18 protein-coding genes and 2 pseudogenes are annotated in these 21180 nt (G+C 43.5%); 8 read left to right on the top strand and 12 right to left on the bottom strand.

All coding sequences use genetic code 11. The annotated features are described in order from the left end of the window. Positions 1 to 12 precede the first annotated feature (12 nt). Both LYNGBM3L_RS34810 and LYNGBM3L_RS49765 read right to left on the bottom strand, forming a co-directional pair. On the bottom strand, positions 13 to 4098 hold the full coding sequence (locus LYNGBM3L_RS34810; protein WP_052308422.1) for a CHAT domain-containing protein: 4086 nt from the start codon (positions 4096 to 4098) through the stop codon (positions 13 to 15). A 114-nt stretch (positions 4099 to 4212) separates the two neighbouring features. Beyond that, a complete protein-coding gene (locus LYNGBM3L_RS49765) occupies positions 4213 to 4515 on the bottom strand; it encodes a transposase (RefSeq protein ID WP_081431952.1) in 303 nt (100 codons plus the stop codon). A gap of 533 nt (positions 4516 to 5048) precedes the next feature. On the opposite strand from LYNGBM3L_RS49765, the gene LYNGBM3L_RS10680 reads away from it, so the two are divergent. Beyond that, positions 5049 to 6260, top strand: a complete 1212-nt coding sequence (locus LYNGBM3L_RS10680) for an RNA-guided endonuclease InsQ/TnpB family protein (protein WP_008182286.1) — start codon at positions 5049 to 5051, stop codon at positions 6258 to 6260. Here the strand turns inward: LYNGBM3L_RS10680 and uvrB are convergent. Further along, positions 6193 to 8262, bottom strand: a complete 2070-nt coding sequence (gene uvrB / locus LYNGBM3L_RS10685; protein WP_081432033.1) for an excinuclease ABC subunit UvrB — start codon at positions 8260 to 8262, stop codon at positions 6193 to 6195. The two genes, LYNGBM3L_RS10680 and uvrB, sit on opposite strands and share 68 nt — an antisense overlap. 732 nt (positions 8263 to 8994) lie before the next feature. Here uvrB and LYNGBM3L_RS10690 point away from each other — a divergent pair. Beyond that, positions 8995 to 9444, top strand: coding sequence for a response regulator (locus LYNGBM3L_RS10690; protein WP_008182291.1), 450 nt, complete (start codon positions 8995 to 8997; stop codon positions 9442 to 9444). Positions 9445 to 9460: 16 nt separating this feature from the next. Here LYNGBM3L_RS10690 and LYNGBM3L_RS43250 read toward each other — a convergent pair whose 3' ends face one another. Continuing rightward, positions 9461 to 9598, bottom strand: coding sequence for a hypothetical protein (locus tag LYNGBM3L_RS43250; RefSeq protein WP_008182293.1), 138 nt, complete (start codon positions 9596 to 9598; stop codon positions 9461 to 9463). 28 nt (positions 9599 to 9626) lie between these two features. After that, on the bottom strand, positions 9627 to 11849 hold the full coding sequence (locus tag LYNGBM3L_RS10695) for an APC family permease (RefSeq protein ID WP_008182295.1): 2223 nt from the start codon (positions 11847 to 11849) through the stop codon (positions 9627 to 9629). Positions 11850 to 12089: 240 nt separating this feature from the next. On the opposite strand from LYNGBM3L_RS10695, the gene LYNGBM3L_RS43255 reads away from it, so the two are divergent. Together LYNGBM3L_RS43255 and LYNGBM3L_RS10700 are read left to right on the top strand one after the other, a co-directional pair. Further along, positions 12090 to 12266, top strand: a complete 177-nt coding sequence (locus tag LYNGBM3L_RS43255) for a hypothetical protein (RefSeq protein ID WP_008182297.1) — start codon at positions 12090 to 12092, stop codon at positions 12264 to 12266. A gap of 524 nt (positions 12267 to 12790) precedes the next feature. Continuing rightward, a complete protein-coding gene (locus tag LYNGBM3L_RS10700) occupies positions 12791 to 13159 on the top strand; it encodes a DUF6464 family protein (RefSeq protein WP_008182299.1) in 369 nt (122 codons plus the stop codon). On the opposite strand, the gene fmt is transcribed toward LYNGBM3L_RS10700, so the two are convergent. Continuing rightward, entirely contained in the window at positions 13160 to 14161 is a 1002-nt protein-coding gene (gene fmt, locus LYNGBM3L_RS10705) for a methionyl-tRNA formyltransferase (protein ID WP_008182301.1), read from the bottom strand. A gap of 345 nt (positions 14162 to 14506) precedes the next feature. Continuing rightward, positions 14507 to 15250: an OmpA family protein gene (locus tag LYNGBM3L_RS10710; RefSeq protein ID WP_229414431.1), complete on the bottom strand. Its 744-nt coding sequence runs from the start codon at positions 15248 to 15250 to the stop codon at positions 14507 to 14509. A 597-nt stretch (positions 15251 to 15847) separates the two neighbouring features. Between LYNGBM3L_RS10710 and LYNGBM3L_RS10720 the strand changes: the two genes are divergently transcribed. Further along, a complete protein-coding gene (locus tag LYNGBM3L_RS10720; protein WP_008182310.1) occupies positions 15848 to 16768 on the top strand; it encodes a hypothetical protein in 921 nt (306 codons plus the stop codon). 66 nt (positions 16769 to 16834) lie between these two features. On the opposite strand, the gene LYNGBM3L_RS10725 is transcribed toward LYNGBM3L_RS10720, so the two are convergent. The 3 genes from LYNGBM3L_RS10725 to LYNGBM3L_RS10735 all read right to left on the bottom strand — a co-directional run bounded on the left by LYNGBM3L_RS10725 (position 16835) and on the right by LYNGBM3L_RS10735 (position 18439). Beyond that, entirely contained in the window at positions 16835 to 17068 is a 234-nt protein-coding gene (locus LYNGBM3L_RS10725) for a hypothetical protein (RefSeq protein WP_008182312.1), read from the bottom strand. Positions 17069 to 17138: 70 nt separating this feature from the next. Then, positions 17139 to 17747 carry a hypothetical protein gene (locus tag LYNGBM3L_RS10730; protein ID WP_008182313.1) on the bottom strand — a complete coding sequence of 203 codons (609 nt, stop codon included), beginning with the start codon at positions 17745 to 17747 and terminating at the stop codon, positions 17139 to 17141. A 161-nt stretch (positions 17748 to 17908) separates the two neighbouring features. Further along, positions 17909 to 18439: a thylakoid membrane photosystem I accumulation factor gene (locus LYNGBM3L_RS10735; RefSeq protein WP_008182315.1), complete on the bottom strand. Its 531-nt coding sequence runs from the start codon at positions 18437 to 18439 to the stop codon at positions 17909 to 17911. Positions 18440 to 19726: 1287 nt separating this feature from the next. On the opposite strand from LYNGBM3L_RS10735, the gene LYNGBM3L_RS10740 reads away from it, so the two are divergent. The 3 genes and pseudogenes from LYNGBM3L_RS10740 (at position 19727) to LYNGBM3L_RS49360 (ending at position 20494) form a co-directional block, all read left to right on the top strand. Continuing rightward, positions 19727 to 19975 carry a hypothetical protein gene (locus LYNGBM3L_RS10740; protein WP_143764203.1) on the top strand — a complete coding sequence of 83 codons (249 nt, stop codon included), beginning with the start codon at positions 19727 to 19729 and terminating at the stop codon, positions 19973 to 19975. A gap of 12 nt (positions 19976 to 19987) precedes the next feature. Beyond that, positions 19988 to 20347: pseudogene (locus LYNGBM3L_RS49355) on the top strand (choice-of-anchor W domain-containing protein); the annotation flags it as partial. Positions 20348 to 20359: 12 nt separating this feature from the next. Next, positions 20360 to 20494 carry a PEP-CTERM sorting domain-containing protein gene (locus LYNGBM3L_RS49360; RefSeq protein WP_324293467.1) on the top strand — a complete coding sequence of 45 codons (135 nt, stop codon included), beginning with the start codon at positions 20360 to 20362 and terminating at the stop codon, positions 20492 to 20494. On the opposite strand, the pseudogene LYNGBM3L_RS10745 reads toward LYNGBM3L_RS49360, so the two are convergent. Together LYNGBM3L_RS10745 and LYNGBM3L_RS46450 are read right to left on the bottom strand one after the other, a co-directional pair. Beyond that, positions 20436 to 20852: pseudogene (locus LYNGBM3L_RS10745) on the bottom strand (IS607 family transposase); the annotation flags it as partial. The gene LYNGBM3L_RS49360 and the pseudogene LYNGBM3L_RS10745 overlap by 59 nt on opposite strands. A 12-nt stretch (positions 20853 to 20864) precedes the next feature. After that, positions 20865 to 21053 (bottom strand): hypothetical protein, encoded by a 189-nt coding sequence (locus tag LYNGBM3L_RS46450; protein WP_008182324.1) that lies wholly within the window; start codon positions 21051 to 21053, stop codon positions 20865 to 20867. Positions 21054 to 21180: the final 127 nt, after the last annotated feature.

Here is a 21180-nt window from a genome sequence, read left to right on the forward strand (position 1 = left end):
GCAACTCCTTGATTACTCGGCTTCCCCAATCAGAGTAAAAGCCGCCCATTCCACTGGATTTGGGTACTGTTTAAGAGTCGTAAGCATGGCTTGACGTAGAGCAACTGCTTTGTCAGGTGTTTGTTGTAGCTGGCGATAGAATTCAATCATCAGGTCAGCTGTGGAGTCATCAGGTACTTTCCAGAGGGAAACAACCACACTGGGTACACCAGCAGCCACTAAAGAACGGGATAATCCAATCACGCCATCACTGGTAACTCGACCTCTACCAGTGTTGCAAGCGCTTAAAACTACTAACTCAGCACTAAGCTTGAGGTCGAGTATTTCACTAGCACTGAGAAAACCTTTATCTGTTTTAGTCGGAGCAAGGGCGATCGCTCCTGGTAAACCTAATCCCTGGAAGTCATTCAGTAAGCCGTGAGTAGCTAGATGTATGATCTTTGCCTTTGACATTTGCTCAACAACTGATTTCTTGGTGGCTTGATTGCCAATCAGGGCTTGAGTATTGAACATCTCAGCGATCGCTAGCGCTTCTGTTTCTGTTCCAGGAAGAGGGGGCAAACCTTGAGGCATCGTGGGATTACCAATTACTAGCATCTCTTCTCCAGAAACTAGTTGCCGTTGCTGGTTAGTTAAATCCAGCACCTGAATCGAGGGAGCAGTGAGCATAGTATGTTTTTCGATCAGGTATTGACCAGAAGCGTCTTGTAGTGCTGGGAAAGGTACTAGAAACAAGGATTCGTGGGGAATAAAGGTTACACGAGCTTCGGGATTTGTAGGTAAGAGTTCGGCAATTGGTTCAATGAGCAGTTGATGCAGTTGTTTTAATTGTTCAGTTTGACCAGCTCTCTCTGTTTTAGTCAATCTTTCTCTGGGAACTAAATCAACTAGGGATGGGCTTCTTCTGAAAAAAATTGATTTACGAGTGATAACAACCAATTCTTTCAGAGATGTATCTAGATTAGTTAAATCAACCTGACGAAAAGCGATTTTACCTCTAGGGTTAATTACCCAAATGTAAAGCTCTTTGTCTTCAAGTTGGCGCACACCTTCGGCTTCGACGACTTCTTTGATAAGAGAGTATAAAACTATTGTCGAGTTTTGTTCTTCAGTAATTTTTTTTATTTGTTTGATATTCGGAGGGGCAATCGGTTTATTAGTTTTGAGGTTTGATTCAGACTCTGATAAACCTCTCGCTAATAGTTCAACAAAGGCTCTTGCTCGTCCTCTTTCAGTAATTTCTAGGGCTTGATTGAATTGTTTTCGATCTACTAAATACTCTTGTAAAGCGCTATAAGTTGTTTGATGAGTTTCAAAAATGGATACTCTCTCAAGGTCATTGCTGCCTAAGTTTGACCGCAAAGACTCCCAAATTTCAATGGCAGCAAATAGAGCCTCATTTGCTTCTTTAGGATTTCCGGCTTTGTAGAGAGCATCACCTAAGTTGCTTAAAGCTCGTCCCTTGGCGTGGCGATCACCTAGTTGCTTGGCAATTTTTAAACTCTGGCGTTGGTAGTTTACTGCTTGGTTGTAGTCTTCTAGAGCATAGTAAATTATTCCCAAATTTTCTAGGGCTACTAACTGTCCATAGTTATCTTGCAATTTTTGTGCGATCGCTAAACTCTGCTGAGAGTATTCAATTGCTTGGTTATAGTCGGTCAGGGTATAGTACACCAAGCTCAAATTAGATAATGCTCTTGCCTTTCCAGGTAGGTGATCGGATGTTTTAGCGATCGCTAAACTTTTTTCTTTGTATTCAAGTGCTTTGGTATATTCCTTCTTAGCGTAGTAAGCTAATCCGATATTGCTTACTATATTCCTTTCCATCTCAGACTCATCGGTTGAGTTTACTAGTTCTAGACCCTGTTTATAGTATTCAATAGCTTTGTCATAGTTTCCTATTGCACCATAAGCTGCTCCTAAACCACTTAAAGCTTGCGGTTTTCTTCTTAAGTTTGGGTCTGATTGGGCAAGAGTAAAATGCTGTTTATGATAGTCTAGAGCTTTGCCATAATCTCCCAAAATATAGTAAGTTACTCCGAGGTTATGTAGAGCTTTTGATTCTCGCAAGTTATCACCAATTTTTCGTGCAAATTCTAAATTTTTATGATAGCATTCAGCAGCTTTAGTGTAATCTTTTGCACCAACTTGTCTAGAAAATCCTTGAGGATTTATGAGCAATTGTTCTTCTGCCAGACACTCTGTAATTTCCAGTACCAGGATTGTCAGTCGTTCTAGTCCAATTGCTTGAGTCTTGTTTAACCTCTTGCTCTGATTGACCGCCAAATCTGATCGATTAACCTGGCTTGGCAAGGCAGAGTTTTGATTGTCTGACCTTCCTGATGGTGTTGTTGGGGAAGGATTTGAAGGATTTACAGGATTTACAGGTCCAAGAATTTCTCTTCTTGGAGATTCAGGTGGTAGTAGTGCTTGATTCTCTAACTGTGGTTGTGGTGGTAGGGAAGAATTTGAAAGATTTACAGGATTTACAGGTCCAAGAATTACTGTTGTTGGAGGTTGTGGTGGTCGTAGTGGTGGAAAATCTGACTGTAGTTGTGGTGGTAGCGGTGGTAATGGCTTTGGGTCGATGACTGAAGGAGGTTCAATCATGGGTGGATCTAGATCTAAAAAAGGTGGAGGTTCAGGTGCTGGTGAGACTTGAGATTCTGAACTTTGTATAGTATAATTCTGGTTTCTGAAATCTAGAATGGAAATAATAGTAGAAGTAGCAGTAACATTTCCTTTACTGATGTCACTACCAGCAACAAGAGTAACGTTGCCACTGTCACCATTACCACTAGCAGCATTTATATCACCAGCATTAATAGTTCCCTCGGTAGCGAATAATTGAACCTCTCCTCCTTTACCTTTCACAGAGGAAGAATCAACTACGCCAGCACTAGTATCAATACTTCCTCTATCGCTAACGGCAGTAATATCACCACCATCACCATTATTACTGGAAGCCTTGAGACTCCCGGTAGTGATATTACCTTCTGCTTTCAGGTCAATATTTCCACTATCACCACTTACCGCCGTTGAATCCAGTGTGCCACTACTAGTATCAATCTCTCCTTCTCTACTATTGAGGAAAATTCTTCCACCATCGGAAGTAATTGATGCTGTCCGAATATTACCGTCTGCTTCAATAACTACTTGCTTACCAGCGCTGATATCCTGGACCACCACATCACCATCTTCCACCTGGATACCAGAACCTATCAGTTGTACTGTACCCTCACGATTTACCTCAATTCCTGTAGCATCACCGCCGCCAACTGTCAGCAGTTCCGGTAGGGAAAGGGGAGTGAAGGGAACAGTGGCAGAGGGGGAAACTTCTAAACTGAGAATATTACCTGGCTGGGAAATACGGAGTAAATTTTCTCCAGGCACAGCCTCAATAGTAACTTGACCACCAGATGCAGTAAGAGTGCCATTACTGATCACAGTACCACCTACTAAGGTTAAATTCTGCCCCTCTTTAACTGCTAAATCAGCTAAATTGATGATCCCACCTGGTTGGGAGACAGCAAAATCAAAAGTATTGGGCTTGCCTACCAAAGAAGCATAGTCATTGCTACCAATAGCGTTAAACCAGCCGCCATCAAAACCAATACCAGTAGCGGTGGTGGCGGTAAAAGAAGCAGGTAGATCGATGCTGGCACCAGGACCAAAGACAATCCCGGCGGGGTTGATCAGGAATAAATTTGAATTACCCCCTGTAACCTGGATTAAGCCATTAATGACAGAAGCATCACCACCAGTGACTCGCCCTAGGATATTTTGGATATTAGGATTAGAGAGAAAGATGGCAATCTGACCTTCACTCAGACCAAATTTCTGGAAGCTGTGAAACAGATTCGCACCATCTCCCGACAGCTTACCGCCATCAATGTTGAATTGGTTACCCTCAGGGTTGACAACAGTACCAGTACCATCGTTGGCTTCAACTATCGGTTGCGCCTGCACAGGGGTTGGCAACGGGGAACAGGTCAAATAGGTTGAAGAACAAACAAGCAGGAAAAACTTACTTGCTGCCCATCTTCCCTTACCAATGATCTGGCTCAACCGGTGAAGACAGCTCAATGTTAGTCTCATCAGTGATAGAATTCCTATGGAATCTGGTTCGAATACCCCCTTTTCTTTAAAGTAGACCTAGATTGAACAGGGGGCGACTAGAGCCGATTTGGTATCAAAGCTCTAAGTTCTAGCTCACGGTAGTAGCAATAGTAGATGTATCTCACTTTTATGTATGGAAATATAGCGATCGCCAGTAGTGTTACGACACAGCATCTTTGAGAATAGACTCGATTTTGAGAATAGACTCGATAGCCTGTGGCGAGCAAGGGCAGTGATATCAGCCCTGGCGAATGAGGACTTTTGAGCCCAGCCGAACACTTCGGGGGTTCGGTTTTGGTCGGGAGCATCAGGGGGCAGGTACCACAGCGGACAGCCAGCAGCCTCAATCAAGTTGACTATGGGTCCGGGATGATGGCAGGTGGCGTGATCGAGAATTAGATCATGTCCGGATAATTACCCTGAATAAAAATCTGCCCCATTTCCCCATCTCCCCATCAATCTTCTTGATTATAGCTATTCAAGCGGACTTGACCTTACCACCTGTCCTGGTTTAAGCACCGGAATTAAGGCAGTTTCTCGCCAGGTTTCAAACACCACACGGTGACAAGTCCTTCCACAGTCAAGGCTGCTATCAGGTGTTGTTGGCACTAAGCAGCAATCAGATTGACGCGCCCCGCTCTGCTTCCGTCACTTTAGTGCTTCAAACTGCTGGCCTTGCTCACACCAGCTGTAGCCGTAATCATCCTGTTTGTCCATCCCCAATTTATGCACTTACACTAGTTGGGACTCTCGAATATACTCTACTGCTTCATTTACGAGGGAGCCAAAGCCCTTCATCCCCGCGTATTTATACCGGGGATGAAGGGCAGTAGCGGCTAAAGCCGCCGTGAAAAAAATATTCTGAGAATGTTCCGGAATTTTATTCTAGATGTTGTAGAATAAAGTAAAGCGGGAGAGGTCGATAACCGATGATCATTCTGGAATTCAAAGCCAAAGGAAAAAAGAGTCAATACTCAGCCATAGATGAAGCCATTCGGACTGTAAAATTTATCCGAAATAGCTGCATCCGTTTATGGATGGACAATAAGGGTACAAACAAATTCGATCTCAGCAAGTACAGTAAAGTGTTGGCTCATCAATTCCCATTTGCTAATGAGTTAAACTCAACAGCTCGCCAGACTGCCTCAGAAAGAGCATGGTCATCGATCACTCGTTTTTATGAAAATTGCAAGAAAAAGGTACCTGGCAAAAAGGGGTTTCCCAGATTCCAAAAGCATTGCAGATCGGTCGAATACAAACAATCAGGATGGAAGTTGTCCCCTGATAAAAAGTCAATCGTGTTCACTGACAAGAAGGGAATAGGGAAGCTTAAGCTTAAGGGTACATGGGACTTGTGGCGTTTCGACAAGAAGCAAATTAAGCGAGTCCGGATAGTCAAGCGAGCCGATGGCTATTATGTCCAGTTTGGCGTTTCCGTTGATTGTAAGGAGTCTTTAAAACCTACTGGCAATACTGTCGGTTTAGATGTGGGGCTAAAAGATTTCTACACCGACTCTAATGGCCACACAGAATCTAATCCCAGATTTTACAGAACAGGGGAAAAACGGCTTAAGTTTTATCAACGCCGAGTTTCCCGAAAAAAGAAAGGCTCAGCTAACCGCAGAAAAGCGATTAATAGACTAGGTAGGGCACACCTCAAGATAAGTAGGCAGCGTGAAGAACATGCCAAGAGACTGGCACGTTGCGTAATCCAATCTAACGATCTGGTCGCCTACGAAGACTTAAGGGTAAAAAATCTGGTTAAAAATCACTGTCTAGCCAAGTCTATTAATGATGCAGGTTGGTATCAGTTTAGAAGATGGTTGGAGCACTTTGGGCAAAAGTTTAGCAGGGCAACTGTTGCAGTAAACCCTGCCTATACCAGCCAAAATTGTTCTCAATGCGGCGAGATAGTCAAGAAGTCTCTATCAACCAGGACTCATACCTGTAAGTGTGGTTGTCAGTTAGACCGCGACCACAACGCTGCAATCAACATTCTTGAGAGAGCCTTGGGTACGGTGGGGCACACCGGAACCTGGATTTTAAATCCGAACTCTTCCGGAGATCTGTCCTCTACTCTTCTTGGTTCCGGCCAGGTTGAGCAAGACGGGTCGTTGAGCGAAGAATCCCCGCGTCTTTAGACCGGGGAGTGTCAACTAGCAGTTTATCCCGCAGCTGTTTAATGCGATCGCGTAACTTTGCTGCCGTTTCAAATTCCAACGTCTTTGCTGCTTCCTTCATCTGTTCTTCTAACTGATTAATCAACTCTGGAATCTTCTCTAAAGGTACATCATCCACCTGTTCAAACACCGATTCAAACTGTTGAGCATTCAACCGTCGGGAGACATCCAAAAATGTCAAAATTGGATTATTTGCGGTTTTGCGAATCGGCTGTGGTATAATGTTATTTTTGATGTTATATTCACTTTGAATCTTACGACGGCGATTAGTCTCATCAATCGCTTTCCTCATACTTTTTGTAAGGGTATCAGCATACATAATGGCTTGCCCTCGGACATGACGTGCTGCTCTGCCTATAGTTTGAATAAGCGATCGCTCTGCCCTGAGGAACCCTTCCTTATCTGCATCCAAAATTGCTACCAGAGAGACTTCCGGCAAATCCAACCCTTCTCGCAACAAGTTAACCCCAACCAATACATCAAATTCACCCTGGCGCAACCCCTGCAAGATTTCAATCCGTTCAATAGAGTTAATATCCGAGTGTAAGTAGCTGATCCGAATATCCCGTTCTTGCAGATACTCTGTCAAATCCTCAGCCATGCGCTTGGTTAAGGTTGTGACCAGCACCCTTTCCTGACAATCCACCCGCTGCTTAATCTCAGCCAACAAATCATCTACTTGAGCTACTGTAGGACGGACAAAGATTTCTGGGTCAAGCACTCCGGTAGGACGAATGATCTGTTCCACGACTCGCCCTTGAGATTCTTCCATCTCCCAATCCCCAGGAGTAGCAGAGACAAAAATACACTGATTCACCTTTGCCCAGAATTCCTCTGCCTTCAGGGGTCGATTATCTGCTGCACTGGGTAAGCGAAAGCCATGGTCAATCAACACTTGCTTTCGAGCGCGATCGCCATTGTACATTCCCCGAATTTGCGGCACCGTAACATGGGATTCATCCACTACCAAAAGCCAATCTTCGGGAAAATAATCAATCAAACACTCTGGTGGTTCCCCAAGCTTGCGTCCAGCCAAGTGACGAGAATAGTTTTCCACACCATTGCAGTAACCAATTTCGAGCAACATTTCCAAATCATAGCGGGTACGCTGTTCCAACCGTTGGGCTTCTAACAAGTTCCCCGCTTGCTCCAATTGAGCCAAACGTTCCTCAAGTTCTGCCTTAATAGCATTACAAGCTTCTTCCAACCGTTCATCCGGAGTAACAAAGTGACGAGCAGGGTAAATATTTACGCCCTCTACACTTTGGAAAATTCCACCGGTAACTGGGTCAACGTAGTGAATAGCATCAATTTCATCTCCGAAGAATTCTACCCGAATAATTCGGTCTTCATAAGCCGGGCCAATTTCTAATACATCCCCCTTCACCCGGAACCGTCCGCGTCCCAATTCTAAATCATTCCGGGAATACTGTACTGAGACTAAATCTCGTAAGAGTTGGCGTTGGTCAACTTCGGTATTCACCCGCAGAGGAATCGAGGCTTTTAAATATTCTGAGGGGATACCCAACCCATAGATACAGCTAATGGAAGCCACAACTATTACATCCCGCCGTTCAAAAAGCGATCGCGTAGCTGAGTGCCTCAGCATATCAATTTCATCATTAATTGACGCGGTTTTCTCGATGTAGGTGTCAGTGACCGGGATATAAGCTTCCGGCTGGTAGTAATCATAGTAGGAAATGAAATACTCCACCGCGTTATGGGGAAAAAACCCCCGCAATTCGTTACATAACTGCGCAGCCAAGGTTTTGTTGTGGGCAAGTAATAGGGTAGGTTTGCCAACTTTTTCAATTACCGATGCCACGGAGAAAGTCTTACCTGTCCCCGTAGCACCCAGTAGAGTTTGGATACGGTTGCCAGCCTTGAGGTAAGTGGTGAGTTGGGAAATAGCTTGGGGTTGGTCCCCTGTTGGTTGAAAAGGGGCTTCGAGGTTAAATAGCATCTTAGACGCTTCTGGCACAGCTAAAAAAAAATCCGTAAAAATACTATCTATAATTTCATCATAATTTTTGTACATTTATAGGTACTGATGGATAGATTATTACCCAAATTCAATAGATAGTTTTAATACTTGCCCAAAATTCGGAGGGGAGGATGAGAACTATCTGGTTAAATGCTAATTGCTTAAATCATAATTATCACGTATAAAAACTATACGTTATCGGTAATTAAAAACGGTTAATTACCAAAATTATTCCTATCAATATTTATCATTTGCTATCGACATTTTATTTCATGTTAGAGCATTTTAATAGTTGATTTAACTAAGCTTTTTTTGTACTACATCGTTTTTCATAACTATGAGGCACACAGTTTTTTTGTTCTGTTCCTTATTCCTTATTCCTTATTCCCTATTCCCTATTCTATACAAATTAGGAATTTGTACCTAATTTAATTTAAAAAAGCTGTAATAATTAATTGATTATTAAATTGAGAATTATATCATTAAAACTATGAAACAATAATCATATATATCTAATATTAACAACTAACCCAAAAATAAATAATTGTTAATTTTGGTAATTATTAATCGGTAATTTCGAGGGAGATAAGTATTATCGATTATACCTGACAACGCCCCAATTAATCGAAAATTATATGTATTCCAAAAAAAGCCACTATAAACTCTTTACAAATTGATTGTTTTAATCTCAACATAAAAAAATCAGGAATTATGAACTATAGAAATACTATTCAGCGGATTGAAATATTGCTAGTGGAAGACAATCATCGTGACGTAGACTTGACCAAAGCTACTTTAAAAAATAGCAATACTCGCAACAATATCCAGACTTTTACCAATGGTAAGGACGCTATGGCATTTCTACGTCGAGAATCCCCTTATACTAAAGCACCCCGTCCCGACGTAATTTTGCTGGATTTGAATCTACCAGTGATGGATGGTCGTGAAGTGTTAGCACAGATTAAATCTGATCCAAAATTGAGTTTAATTCCAGTGATTATTCTCACCTCCTCAGATTCTGACCAGGACATCCTCACAAGCTACAAGCTAAACGCCAATGCCTACGTCACTAAGCCCTTTGAATTAGACCAGTTTCTCAAAGTATTGAAGTCAATTGAAAACTTCTGGCTAAGTATTGTTAAACTGCCACCCAAAAATTAAGCATTGCCAATTCATGCTATAGGGTTTGTATCTGGTAATAGGTAATGGAGACTTGGTAGTTAACGATTACCAAGTCTCCATTACCCATTACCAAAAATACCGAGACTATTTTATCAGTGATTAACCAGACTTGATAGTAATAGTCAATTGGCAATTAAAAATTTTAAATTGCTGTTAGTATACTACAAATCTTCACTGAGAACTTCATGGAAAGCAAACCCAGGGGCAGCCAGTACAAAGACAATGGTAGGAAGACCAGCAGTTTTTTGTTGTAAGCTTTCGTAATATTGAGTAAACTTATCGTCTGGTGTAGCCATACCCATAAAGATTAAGTCAGCATCAGCCGATGACTCATGAAGAATAGCATTAAAAGAACGCCCTTGGGAAACCAGCACCTGACAAATAACCCCAATCCGCAACTGTTTCACCCAATTACTTAGGTTTGCCCGTGCTGCTTGAGCTGCTATTTCATTAGGAAGCACCAACTTGAGGTAAATCTCAGCATTTTGCCACTTCAGGTCGCTGCGCAATAGATAGGCGAGGAGCAACATCAGGCTACCATTGGCTTGCTTACCGCCCCACCAAACATCAATCCGTTGACGACTACCGAAACCCTGCTCCCGATTTTCCCGCAGAATCACTACATTACGCTTTGCCTGGTGTATGTGAGTAATCAAGCGACAGTAAGGCTGGCGACGGCTAAGGGTTTCGTTATCCCCGAGTAAAACTGTATTGGGAACTAGTGGTCCTATACCGTAAGTTTCCACCAGTTGCCGGGCTCCGGTAAAGGGATCCGGTGCTGTTACCAAGCGCACTAGAGCTTGTACACTACGCCGTTCGAGATACTCACTGATGGTTTGTTCTAACTGTGCCTGCTTAGCAACACTATGGGAACTACTGGGTAAAATACTCGAAACGGTCACTAAACCGCGATTATGGGTCAGAGCATCGGCTAACTCTATCAAAGACCATCGTTTAGTGGGAGCTCCCGACAGCACCAAGATGTGGGGTCGCCAGTTTTTCGGATCAGGGTGATGACTAATCTGAAAAATACCAGTGCGCAACAGTGCCATCCAAATGCCCCGGCGTACATCCCCCCAAGCTGTGCGCAGTTCCCGCTGCTGTAGCCAAAGGTAAACCCCTAAGACAATAACAGCTGCTGCCACTGTGGCAAAGGCATTTATCAAAAACATTACGATCAGGCAACCCAATGCCCCTAACAGTGACAGAAACCAGTTAACTTTAAAGGAGGGTCGGAAGGAAGGACTTTGCAAAAAGCCCTCAATGGCAGCTGCTACATTCAACACCAGATAGGTGGTCAGAAAGAACATACTTAGCACTGGTGCAATGATATCTAATTGACCAAGGCAAACTGCAGCAGTAGCTATTCCCAACGTTACAGCGGTACCAATCCGTGGTTCATCATCTCGTCCACTACCCGTACCTAGGAATCGCATCCAACGGGGTAATACTCCATCTCTAGCTAGTGCCTGTAAAATCCGGGGAGCACCCAGAATACTCCCTAAGGCACTGCTGAGAGTAGCACCCCATACCCCGAGTAGGATTGACGGACCCCAAAATGCCATCTGCCTCATAATCAGAGGATTGGCAATTAGGGCTTCTCCCCCTACCCGCATCGATAGAATAATTGGTAAGATGATATAAATAGCATATCCTGTGCCTACTGCTGCCAGAGTACCGATGGGAATGGCGCGGATGGGGTTGCGTAGATCACCGGACATATTCACCCCAGCCATGATACCGGTTACGGCAGGGAAGAAGACAGCAAAGACACGCCAGAAGGATTCTTTGGAGGTCACCCACAGCTCAATATTAGCTACATCATAAGGGTAATCATGGTTACCGACTAATAGAGCAATTAGGGATAGCGCTATCGCAGCCATAATAAAGTATTGAATACGGATGGCAAGGCTAGCGGAAGTCAAAGCCAGTATTGCCACTAAAATAGTAGTAATTAGCGCTACATAAAGCTGGTTGAGCTGGGGAAAGGTCTGAACTACGCTCTCGGCAAAACCAATAGTGTATAACGCGACTGAGAGAGCTTGGGCAAAGTAAAGGGGAATTCCTACTGCACCGCCAGTTTCAATTCCTAGGGAACGGCTAATCATGTAATACGCACCACCAGCCCTAACAATGCGGTCAGTTGCGATCGCAGAAATAGACAGAGCCGTCAAAAAGGTAATACTGGTGGAGAGGGTAACAATGATTAGGGTACCCACTAAACCAACATTACCAAGTACCCAACCAAAGCGCAGGTACATAATAACCCCCAGGATGGTGAGAATCGAAGGAGTATAGACCCCACCGAATGTTCCCAAACCTGAAGTTTTTTCCTGAGTAGGCTCGACAACAGGAGATGAGCGGCGACCAAACAGTAACTTCATATGTCTAAAACATGAATATAGTGCATTAAGCTAATCTGACTATAGGGAATATGGCATAGGGAACAGAGATTTTGATTCCTTTGTGGTGGGCGAAACGCCCATGAATTTCTGACTTGAAAATAGCCCTGAGGCAAGGAAGTGCGTTAGTCCTCAGTGAAATACCAGAGATGTTCATACTGTGTTGTAAATGAATTTTTGATGGGGGTATAACTGGAAAATTTTTCAAGTCCTTGACAGACAATGCCAGTTGGTGAATTGATCATGGTCGATGAACAACTCCACCAGTTCTACCCCCAAGCCACAGACATTGGAACTCAAGGATGTTACAACGTTGGTAGCCTGGGCTGTTGGTTCAACTTGGATGAATTTCACACCACAGGAATAACTGCTGTCATGGGGTTTTGGGCAAACAAGTAGAAACTGCTAATGGAACGAAGAGAACAGAAACAATAGTCTTTTAATCTGACAGTCTTTTAAGCTGACTACAGAATTAACTTGCTAAATTCCCAACTTTATGCACCCCAATCACGAATTTAAGGCATTTTTTGCTCAATGACCAATTTACCAATATGGGTAATATCAACTCCGGTTAATCACTTCGTTGATCAATCCAGTCTTCAATCTAGCAGCAGTGTGTTATAATTCACCGGAAAATTCTATGTATAGCAGTCGCCAGGGCAGTTAGGACATGACAAAAGTCTCACACCCTTTGTAAGCGATGCAGAGGTGCGACCCGTGGCGAATTTAATTCGCCAACGGAAAGCGCACCTAAGCGGTCTTGGGGGTTTCCCCCATGAGCGACTGCATCAAGAAGCGCAAGAGTTTGACTTCTGACAAATGACTTCTGACAAATGACTTCTGCTATAGAATTCTGTTGGGCTAGATAGTCAGCCCACAGCCTGCGATACCATTCAACTGTAGCGTGAATGACAATAAGCACTATGGAGCCTGATTCTCTACCCACGGAGTTAATTTTGACGCACCCACGTCAGACCATTGGCAATGTTCAACTGGATTGGATACCTCAACCCGGTAACTATCTCGACTTTAAAGGTAAAACCTACACAGTTTTAGAGCGCCGCCACCGCTACTGTCTTAAGTCAGGGCGCTATCGTTTGCATAAAATTGCTCTGTATGTGCAGTCTTTTGGACACCCTAGTGAAAAAAGCCTGCTCCAGGGGCGTTGGGTGATTGGGGATGCCAGCTGCTATTTCAATGCTCACTCTGAATTGATTCGTTGTGCTGTCAATCCAGACGGACCCTGTGATTCTTGCCGCTTTTACGAACCCTTGAACACTGAAACTCACTAACTAACTATTACCTAGAACTTCTCCTACTTCTAAACGCATACCATTGGCAAAATCCCAAGCAGATTGAGCACGTTTGCCAGCTAATTGCACTTGCTGCAACAACAACATTCCCTTTCCAGTTTGAATAATTGGACCGATTGTCTTGGCAATCTTTACAACTTCTCCAGGACGACCTGAACCAACATCAAGAGTAGACCACTCCTGCGATCGCATTTTTAACTGTGAAGGCAACTCGGATAAGTAAGCGGAATCTAAGGGAACAGTGGCACTGATTTTCAGAGATTTACCCCGAAATGAGGTGACGCAGTTCGGGAAAAATCCCCGGATCTGATTGTGTAACTCCAAGTTAGAGCGTGACCAATCTAGGCCATAATCTGACTTTTGAATCAGTGGTGCATAGGTAGCCAATGAGTCATCTTGAGGAATTGGTTGGATTTCCTGTAACTCTTGCTTGAGGAGGGTTTCAATCAACAAATCAGCTCCCAAATTGCTCAGAGTTTGTGCCAAATCCTGGGCATTATCCAATAGTCTAATTGGTGTATATGCTTTCAAGAGCATTGCTCCAGTATCCATTCCAGCATCCATCAACATCGTTGTGATGCCAGTTTGGGCTTCACCATTATAAAGACACCACTGGATCGGAGCTGCTCCCCTATACTTAGGCAAAATTGAGCCATGTACATTGATACAACCTGCCGTAGGCATATCCAGAATCTCTTGGGAGAGAATCTGCCCATAGGCAACCACCACAAAAGCATCAGCCTTTACCTGCCTTAGCTGAGTTAGGGTTTCCCTATGCTTTTTCAGGCGCTGCGGTTGCCAAACTGGTAGTTTATGTGCTAATGCTATTGATTTCACTGGGGAAGGAATCAGCTGGTTACCACGTCCTCGACGCTTATCTGGCTGAGTCACCACACCCACCACCTCAAATTCAGGATGGTTCAACAAACCTTCCAAACAAGGTAGAGCAAATTGGGGAGTACCAAAGAATACAACTCGCATCTAGAAATTACCAATAACTAATGGGTTGTTCGCGTAGCGTGGCCTTTTGGCCAAGGTTAGCTGGTTTCAGGTTAGCTGGTTTCAGGTTAGCTGGTTTCAGGTTAGCTGGTTTCAGGTTAGCTGGTTTCAGGTTTCAGGTTAGCTGGTTTCAGGTTTCAGGTTAGCTGGTTTCAGGTTAGCTGGTTTCAGGTTAGCTGGTTTCAGGTTAAAGGTTACAGCTTGCCAGTTATACATCCAGCTTTGAGTTGTTAAGGCTCTAATCTTCAACCTACCCTACACCGGACGCCCAAGGGAAACAACCAAATAACTTTCAAGCAAATAACCAAATAAGCTTCTGACTAATGACTAATCCACAGCAATTTCCACCCTACGATTGCGTTGCTGATTAACCTCAGTATCATTAGCGACCAGAGGACGAGTTTCTCCGTAGCCAATAATCAGCCAACGGTATGAATCGTCTAAAGCGCTACTAAGATACTGCTGAACTGCTTTAGCACGCTCAAATGAAAGGTTTCGATTCTCTTTGGCTTCGCGGGGGTTGTCGGTGTGGATAGCAATTCGGATTGTACTACTGGGATAGGCTTGCAAATCTGTGACAATTTTGTCTAGGATCAAACCTGCTTCTGGACGTAACGTACTTTTACTTTCCTCAAATAAAATATCACTGGGCAACGTGACTTTCAACTTGTCGGCAGCCAAGGCAGCTAGTCGATTGCCATTGCTATTACCAACTAATGGAGCATTGCTACTTGGAGTCGATGGTTCCTTCAGAAGCAAAGTGATCGCTTGGATGCGCCTTTCAAGAGATTCATTCCCTCCCGAGGTTCCCAACTGAGTTTCCAACATTGTCACGTCCTCACTCAATCTCTTCATTCGCTTGTCTAACTCACTTAGTTGAGCTTTGAGCTGGACTCTTTGAACTGGTGTCAATTGTTTTAGTGGATTGGCTTCCGTTGGTTCCCGAATTGAACTAAAATTGAAAAACGTTGATTCTCCCTTGTTATCCAGATGCTCCAGTAATTTTAAGATCAGGGGTTTTTCTGGATTCGGGTTAGGGTAAGCATTGGCAACAACAATGCCAAATATCACGGCCAAGCCACTCCCTACGCCTAGCAGTAGTAGCCTGAAAATTAAGATTAGTAGGCAGTTCAGTATACTTATTGAGGTTTCAGGTCTGGTATTGGTGTTGGAAGTAGCGGGTTGAGTCACACCGAATTTTGTTAGATCTCCTTCTACATAATGAGGCAGGATGCTCCAATTGTACTCCGTTAGGGGTCAAGCGCAGGTATTTTACATTATAGAAGAATTCAAAAAAACAAGGTTGAATTCCACATGGCTATCATAACACTAAAACCTCCAAACCAACCAGTTACTTCCAATGTCAAGCCTGACAACTTTTGTGTGAGGGCTACCCACTTCAGCCAAGACCTCTTAGGGGAAGGAAAGAGTGTTAATTTTTTATTTTTCCCTGGCTTATTTTATTTGTCTGCTTTCGGTAGCTTGATAGTCGAGGGTTTAGGTAACTGACTGAGCCGAAGTGTAAAAAAACCCGTTCGTAATGCAGGTTCGGACGGGGTAGTTGATCACTTTTTAACCTTTTAAACCTAAAGTTAAGGAACTATATTCTAATTTCTTGGGGTTGCTCCTCTAACTAGAAACGCTAATTAGTAACTGAAAGACTAATCAATGTTGAAAAGGCAATTGAGTTTATCAGGATGGCTTAAAAATCAACCACTAGGACTATTGTTAGCAACTTTGATGTTGATAACATCTAGCCTATTTGCTGAGAAAGCCAAGGCTAATGAATCCTTCCTAGCCAGTCAATCATCGGTGCTATCTTCCCAGCCTTTAAGGGAAGTAACAGAAGCTATCAAACCTGATCTAACCGAACCATACGTTCAGAGTGACCCGCTCAACAGTCCTTATCCTATTCCTTGGAATTGGGTCTTGGAAACCCACGCTGAACTGGTTGCTAATCAGAGTTTTGGGTTTAGGTACTATCGCAGCCAATCACTAGTTTCTCCTGATGGCAAGTATGCTGCCTATAGTCGCATTCAACTACAAGGACAGCCAGAACTGTACCGCAGCCGCATCAGTAGTGTGATGTTTCTAGAAAATTTGCAGACTGGAGATTTGCGCATCATAACTGCATCTTCTCCCTTAGCTAACCATCAGGCGCGACCCAAGGGCAGTTTACCTGCCCATTGGAACGCGCGCCTTAATAATGATGATAAATTAAGCGGCGCAATCGCTATTCTGATTCCCGTGTCTTGGACAGAGTCAAGCGATCGCCTTCTAGGGCGGCAATTTGAAGGTTTTTTTAATACGTCAGATGCTTCTGATTACGCAGTAATTTGGGATCGCAACCAAAATACTGTGACCACCTTGGCTCCTGAGCGCATTCATTATACTAACGCACTGTTGCTAGGCTGGAGTCAAGCTAATCCAGATCAAGTGCTATTTCAGGCTGGTGAGTTGGGCAATGAGTATTGGCCAATGTGGTCTGTTGAACCCAGTGGTTACACTGCTCTTACCTTTGAGGATGAACCTATGGTTTATGGTGAATCAGTAGAACACATTTGGTCTGGTTCCCAGGCACGCTGGTAATCACAAAGGATGAAGGATGAATTATGAAAACTCATCCTTCATCCTTCACAATTCATAGTTTCCCAATTACCTTTGGTGTTGTGCTACCAATTTTTTTAGGTAAGAGTAAGCTTCTTCTGGTGAAAGAGTGAAGATTTGACCTTTGCATAGAATTTCGTACCTTCCTAAGTAATAACCATGTCCCCCAATTAAACCCATCTTTGCGGCTTGATTGCCAAGCTTGGTTAATTCCTGTCGAATTGAATAGTCCAATTCTTCTATTTGTTGATCAATAACTTGATTAATAGTTTGTTCTTTCATGTTTGACCGCTCCTAGTATATTTATAATACTGCTTTATGCACCCACAACCCATCGACCTGGCGATAGCGGTCAACAAATTGGGCACTTGCCTGGATTAACTGCATGAATGTACTCACTTCCTGATGTCGGCCATCCCCGTTTATAGGATGCTTCCTCAGGTTTCCCCCAACCTAGCTGCAATATAATTTCCCAAAAGTTGTAATTCTTATATTCATAGAGATTTGCCCATTCCGTTTTATGGGCGACCTCTTTTACATCATTGGGCATAATTTTTTGATAGTCTTTACCAAAATTAATACTTAGGTATAAGTCCATACCTTGGATGCCTGTATACCAAAACTCTAAGAGGTCAGCTTTGGCAGCTTTGAGGATTTTCAGGTCACTCTCTAGGGCGGCTAACTGCTCGTCAATAGCAGGATAACGTAGAGTCTTTCCTTTCATAGTCAGTTCGCGCCAAATAATGCCTGAAACTTGGTGTTGCCGTTGGTAGCTGTGAACTGCGGCTTTAAAGTCGTTATAAGCACTGAACTTTTGAATTCCCTCCGGTTTCAGAAAGCGATCAATCACAGGGTTGCCAGACACCGAAGCTGCCAGATTAAGACGTTGCCCATTCATGCACGAACGACGCTCTTGAGCCAAAATTTTGATTAGCTCCTGTGTGCTGTAAACCTTGGACATCAGCACGGATGTTAACTGTACTTACAAATAGCTTAACCCGTAAACGTGACCAAAAAATAGGGTAAACGGCAATGGCAGTTCACTGATGACTAAAACAATTGTCTTCATGTTAAGTTGTTGGAGTTTCATCGGATGGATGTCTAACCAGTAGGCAAATTAAATCACTCTGATGTTAACTGAGCATTAATATCATTGACAGTGCGCAGCTTTAACTCCACGGATTCTGAACGGGGCAGTAAGTTAAACACTTCCCGAAACACATCATCTATCTGTTCATAAGCAACTTGTCCAATTTCATTGAGTACTACCTCTGCCTTTTGGTCAATCATTACTGTCTGGGGAATTAAATCTTGGTAGTAGTATCCCGCTTCTGTGGGTGTATAGGTAGCGTCGGGTAACAAAGTGTCGATGTTGACTGGAATAAAACTCGCGGCCCTACCATAAGGCTCCTGTAACTTAGAGATAGTGACAGAATATAGCTTGCAATCCCTACTGTCATCTAAGTAGAACACCAACAAAGCTGGCTTTTTCCTGCGCAAAGAATCTTCTAAGGTAATTCGTGGTGGGACTATAGAGCCATTACCAGCATACAGAGCAAAAATATTACCATCAAAGCTGTCATCATCGAAACTTGCTAATGCTGATGGTGTTCCCAGTAGATACCAGCAGCTCAGTAAGCCGACAAGAATCAATAGGCATTTGGAAACAAATCTGCGCCTTACACAGCAACTATATGTAATAGTCCTGTTTCGGAATCTTGCTAAACCGTCTATCATACCGAATTATTAGCCCTTATCTCAAATCCGAGGTGAATCCAAGTCCAAGGGTTTCAAAAATCGCAACAATCACTATAGCAATTGTAATTCAGTTGTGAACCCTAGTGCAGGAATATTGGCTGCACTACCAGGATAACTAGACTTAGGGCTACGCTAGTAGTAGCAGCGGCAGGGGCTTTGGGCAAGAATTAGCCCAAGTTTTGTACCAAGAAGGGCTTTTTTGTAAGCTTCCCCACAGCTGTAAGCCGGGGGCTTTCCCGGACAAAGCAAAGGTGTTGGTTTCAGTAGCTAAGCGCAGACTTAACGCGCCCAGATTCCCGATTGATTGAACCTAAGGGTTAAGTGCCGAACCTCAAGGCTGGCTTACTCTACGGACATCTCCGCCGCTTCTACAACCGAGTCATTTCTTTAAAGTTACCGTAAGGATAGGGTCGCCTTATTCCATGAGTTTTAACCCTTTTCTACTTAGCCTGCCGACTATAAAGGCGACCCTATCCATCGGTTTCGTCTTTAGACAGCCCCAATACTTCTAGCAAGGGTACCACTCGCCGATACTAACCTACACTGGCGCGCCGTTTACGACCTTCCCGTAGGGTCGGCAAAGCCTAAAGTAGAGTGTAAGAGTGCATTTGAGTCTATTTTTATTCTACATCAAAATTCTGGATATTCCGAAAGATTTATTAGCCAACTTCAAGGGTATTGAACCCATCAGCTGGCTGCGGGGGATTATCCCTCCCTATACCTAAAGGTAAGGGCTTCCCATCCCCCGAGCCCCCTTGTTTCGGTGATCGAGTACTTTGGTCAACTCTTGACTCTGACCCTGAATCGGCTCAAGTCCCAGAACCAGCAGCAACTACAGGTGCGACCCGTGGCGAATTTAATTCTTAATGGGTCAAGGGCACAAAGAGCGGAAAGCGCACCTAAGGTTTGTTAGGGCGCTAGCTTTGTTGGATATCAGCTTTTTGTCCAAAGGTCGTGGCAGGTAGGGTCGATCTTCGTCAACTATTAATACAGATTTCAATAAAGTTAATACAGATAGAACGTTAATACAGAAATACGGATAGAAAGCAAACGCGAGGCTCTTAAGGCCAAAGGCCACGCTACGCGAACAGAGCCGCTACGCGATCGCAAACACTCAGTCTCGATACTTTGATCAGTTGTTACTGCAATAACAACTAATACTCCATATAGGCAAGAGAAATAATGATGACTCGTAATTTACTATTAAGTTTGGGAGTGTCAGCACTAGGACTAGCTTTTACTCCCTTTGGAGCCAGTGCGTTTACGATTGGTGGTAATCTGACTGAAACAGAGTTCCAGAACCTAGATCCCGACATCTTCCTGTCTGCCAAGAGTCGTTTTGGGTCTGGAACAATAGGAGGAAACACTTTTGAGCTAGATATCCACAAGGTTAACGCTAGTGGTGGTTTTACTAACTTAGATCAGAAATAATTTAATTGGGTCAGTGGTGAAGCGGTTGATTTCTTACTGGAGTTCGATGGTATTTCTCAACTCACCTATACCGTTGGTGACGTGGTTCTTTCGTCTACAGTTACAGAGGATAACTTCTCAGATTTGTTTCTACGGACTAGTGCTCGTAAGAATAACAGCAGCATTGTACTGAGCAACTTGATGTTAACCGATAGTGCCATGTCTGCTAGTCTTCCTGACGCATCCAGTGTTTGTAGTAATCCTAATGATTGCGGTTTTTTTGATGCACAGTATTTACACATCAGTAACGTTTCAGGTGCTTTCACCCTCACTGGTCAATCAACTATGACCATGTCAGTTGAGAATCGGCCCACACAATCTCGACTAGCGTATCAGGTTAAATTAGTGGCTGGTGAGCCGGGAGACAAGCCCCCTGTTGATGTACCAGAGCCAGCTACGATGTCGGTGTTTTCCCTAGGTTTTATGGGTTTGGTTCTAACTGGTACTCGTCGCCGCCATCAGCTTGGAGTTCAGCGATAATTTTTTCGATCTTTTTCTTAGCATGATCTTGCCTGTACAACCTAGCAGAGAATGACTTGATAATAGCAATCAAATCCTGCATCAACTCGTCTTTACCCTTATCTACTTGGTTGACAATTTCTAACTGAATACCTAAACGATACAGCATAATCTCCAAGTAATTGATGCCGAATCTAGCCAGGCTGTCTTTATGCTCTACTAGTAAAATGTCGTAGCCATCAGAATGCATAAGAGTGGCTAATTGTTTACGATTATCGTTGAGTCCACTTCCTACTTCTTTGATAATTTTGACAATCGTGTAACCTTTAGCGATCGCATACTGTTGAAGACGTTCAACTTGAAGCTCAACGTCTGACTTATGCTCAGCAGATCAGACTCGCCCATAGATAGCAACTCGTTTGGTGTTTGATGGCTGGGTTTTCTGTTGATGGAAGTACTCAACGATGACTGAGCCACTTTCGGTTTGGAATGCTGGATGAGGCAACTTACCTGCCTTCCACCATCTCCAAGCCGTCTGGTAGCTTACTGCCATGTGTTTGGCATAGTCTTTGAGTCGCATCTGTGCTAATTACCTCCCTTGTGAGAGATTAGCACAGATGTTTGTTTATGACTATATTTTATGAATACAACAAGAGGAATAGATAGAATCATCAACAGTAGCCAAAACAGTCTGCCCAAGAAAGAAA

It is taken from the genome of Moorena producens 3L (genome assembly GCF_000211815.1).
GTDB lineage: Bacteria > Cyanobacteriota > Cyanobacteriia > Cyanobacteriales > Coleofasciculaceae > Moorena > Moorena producens.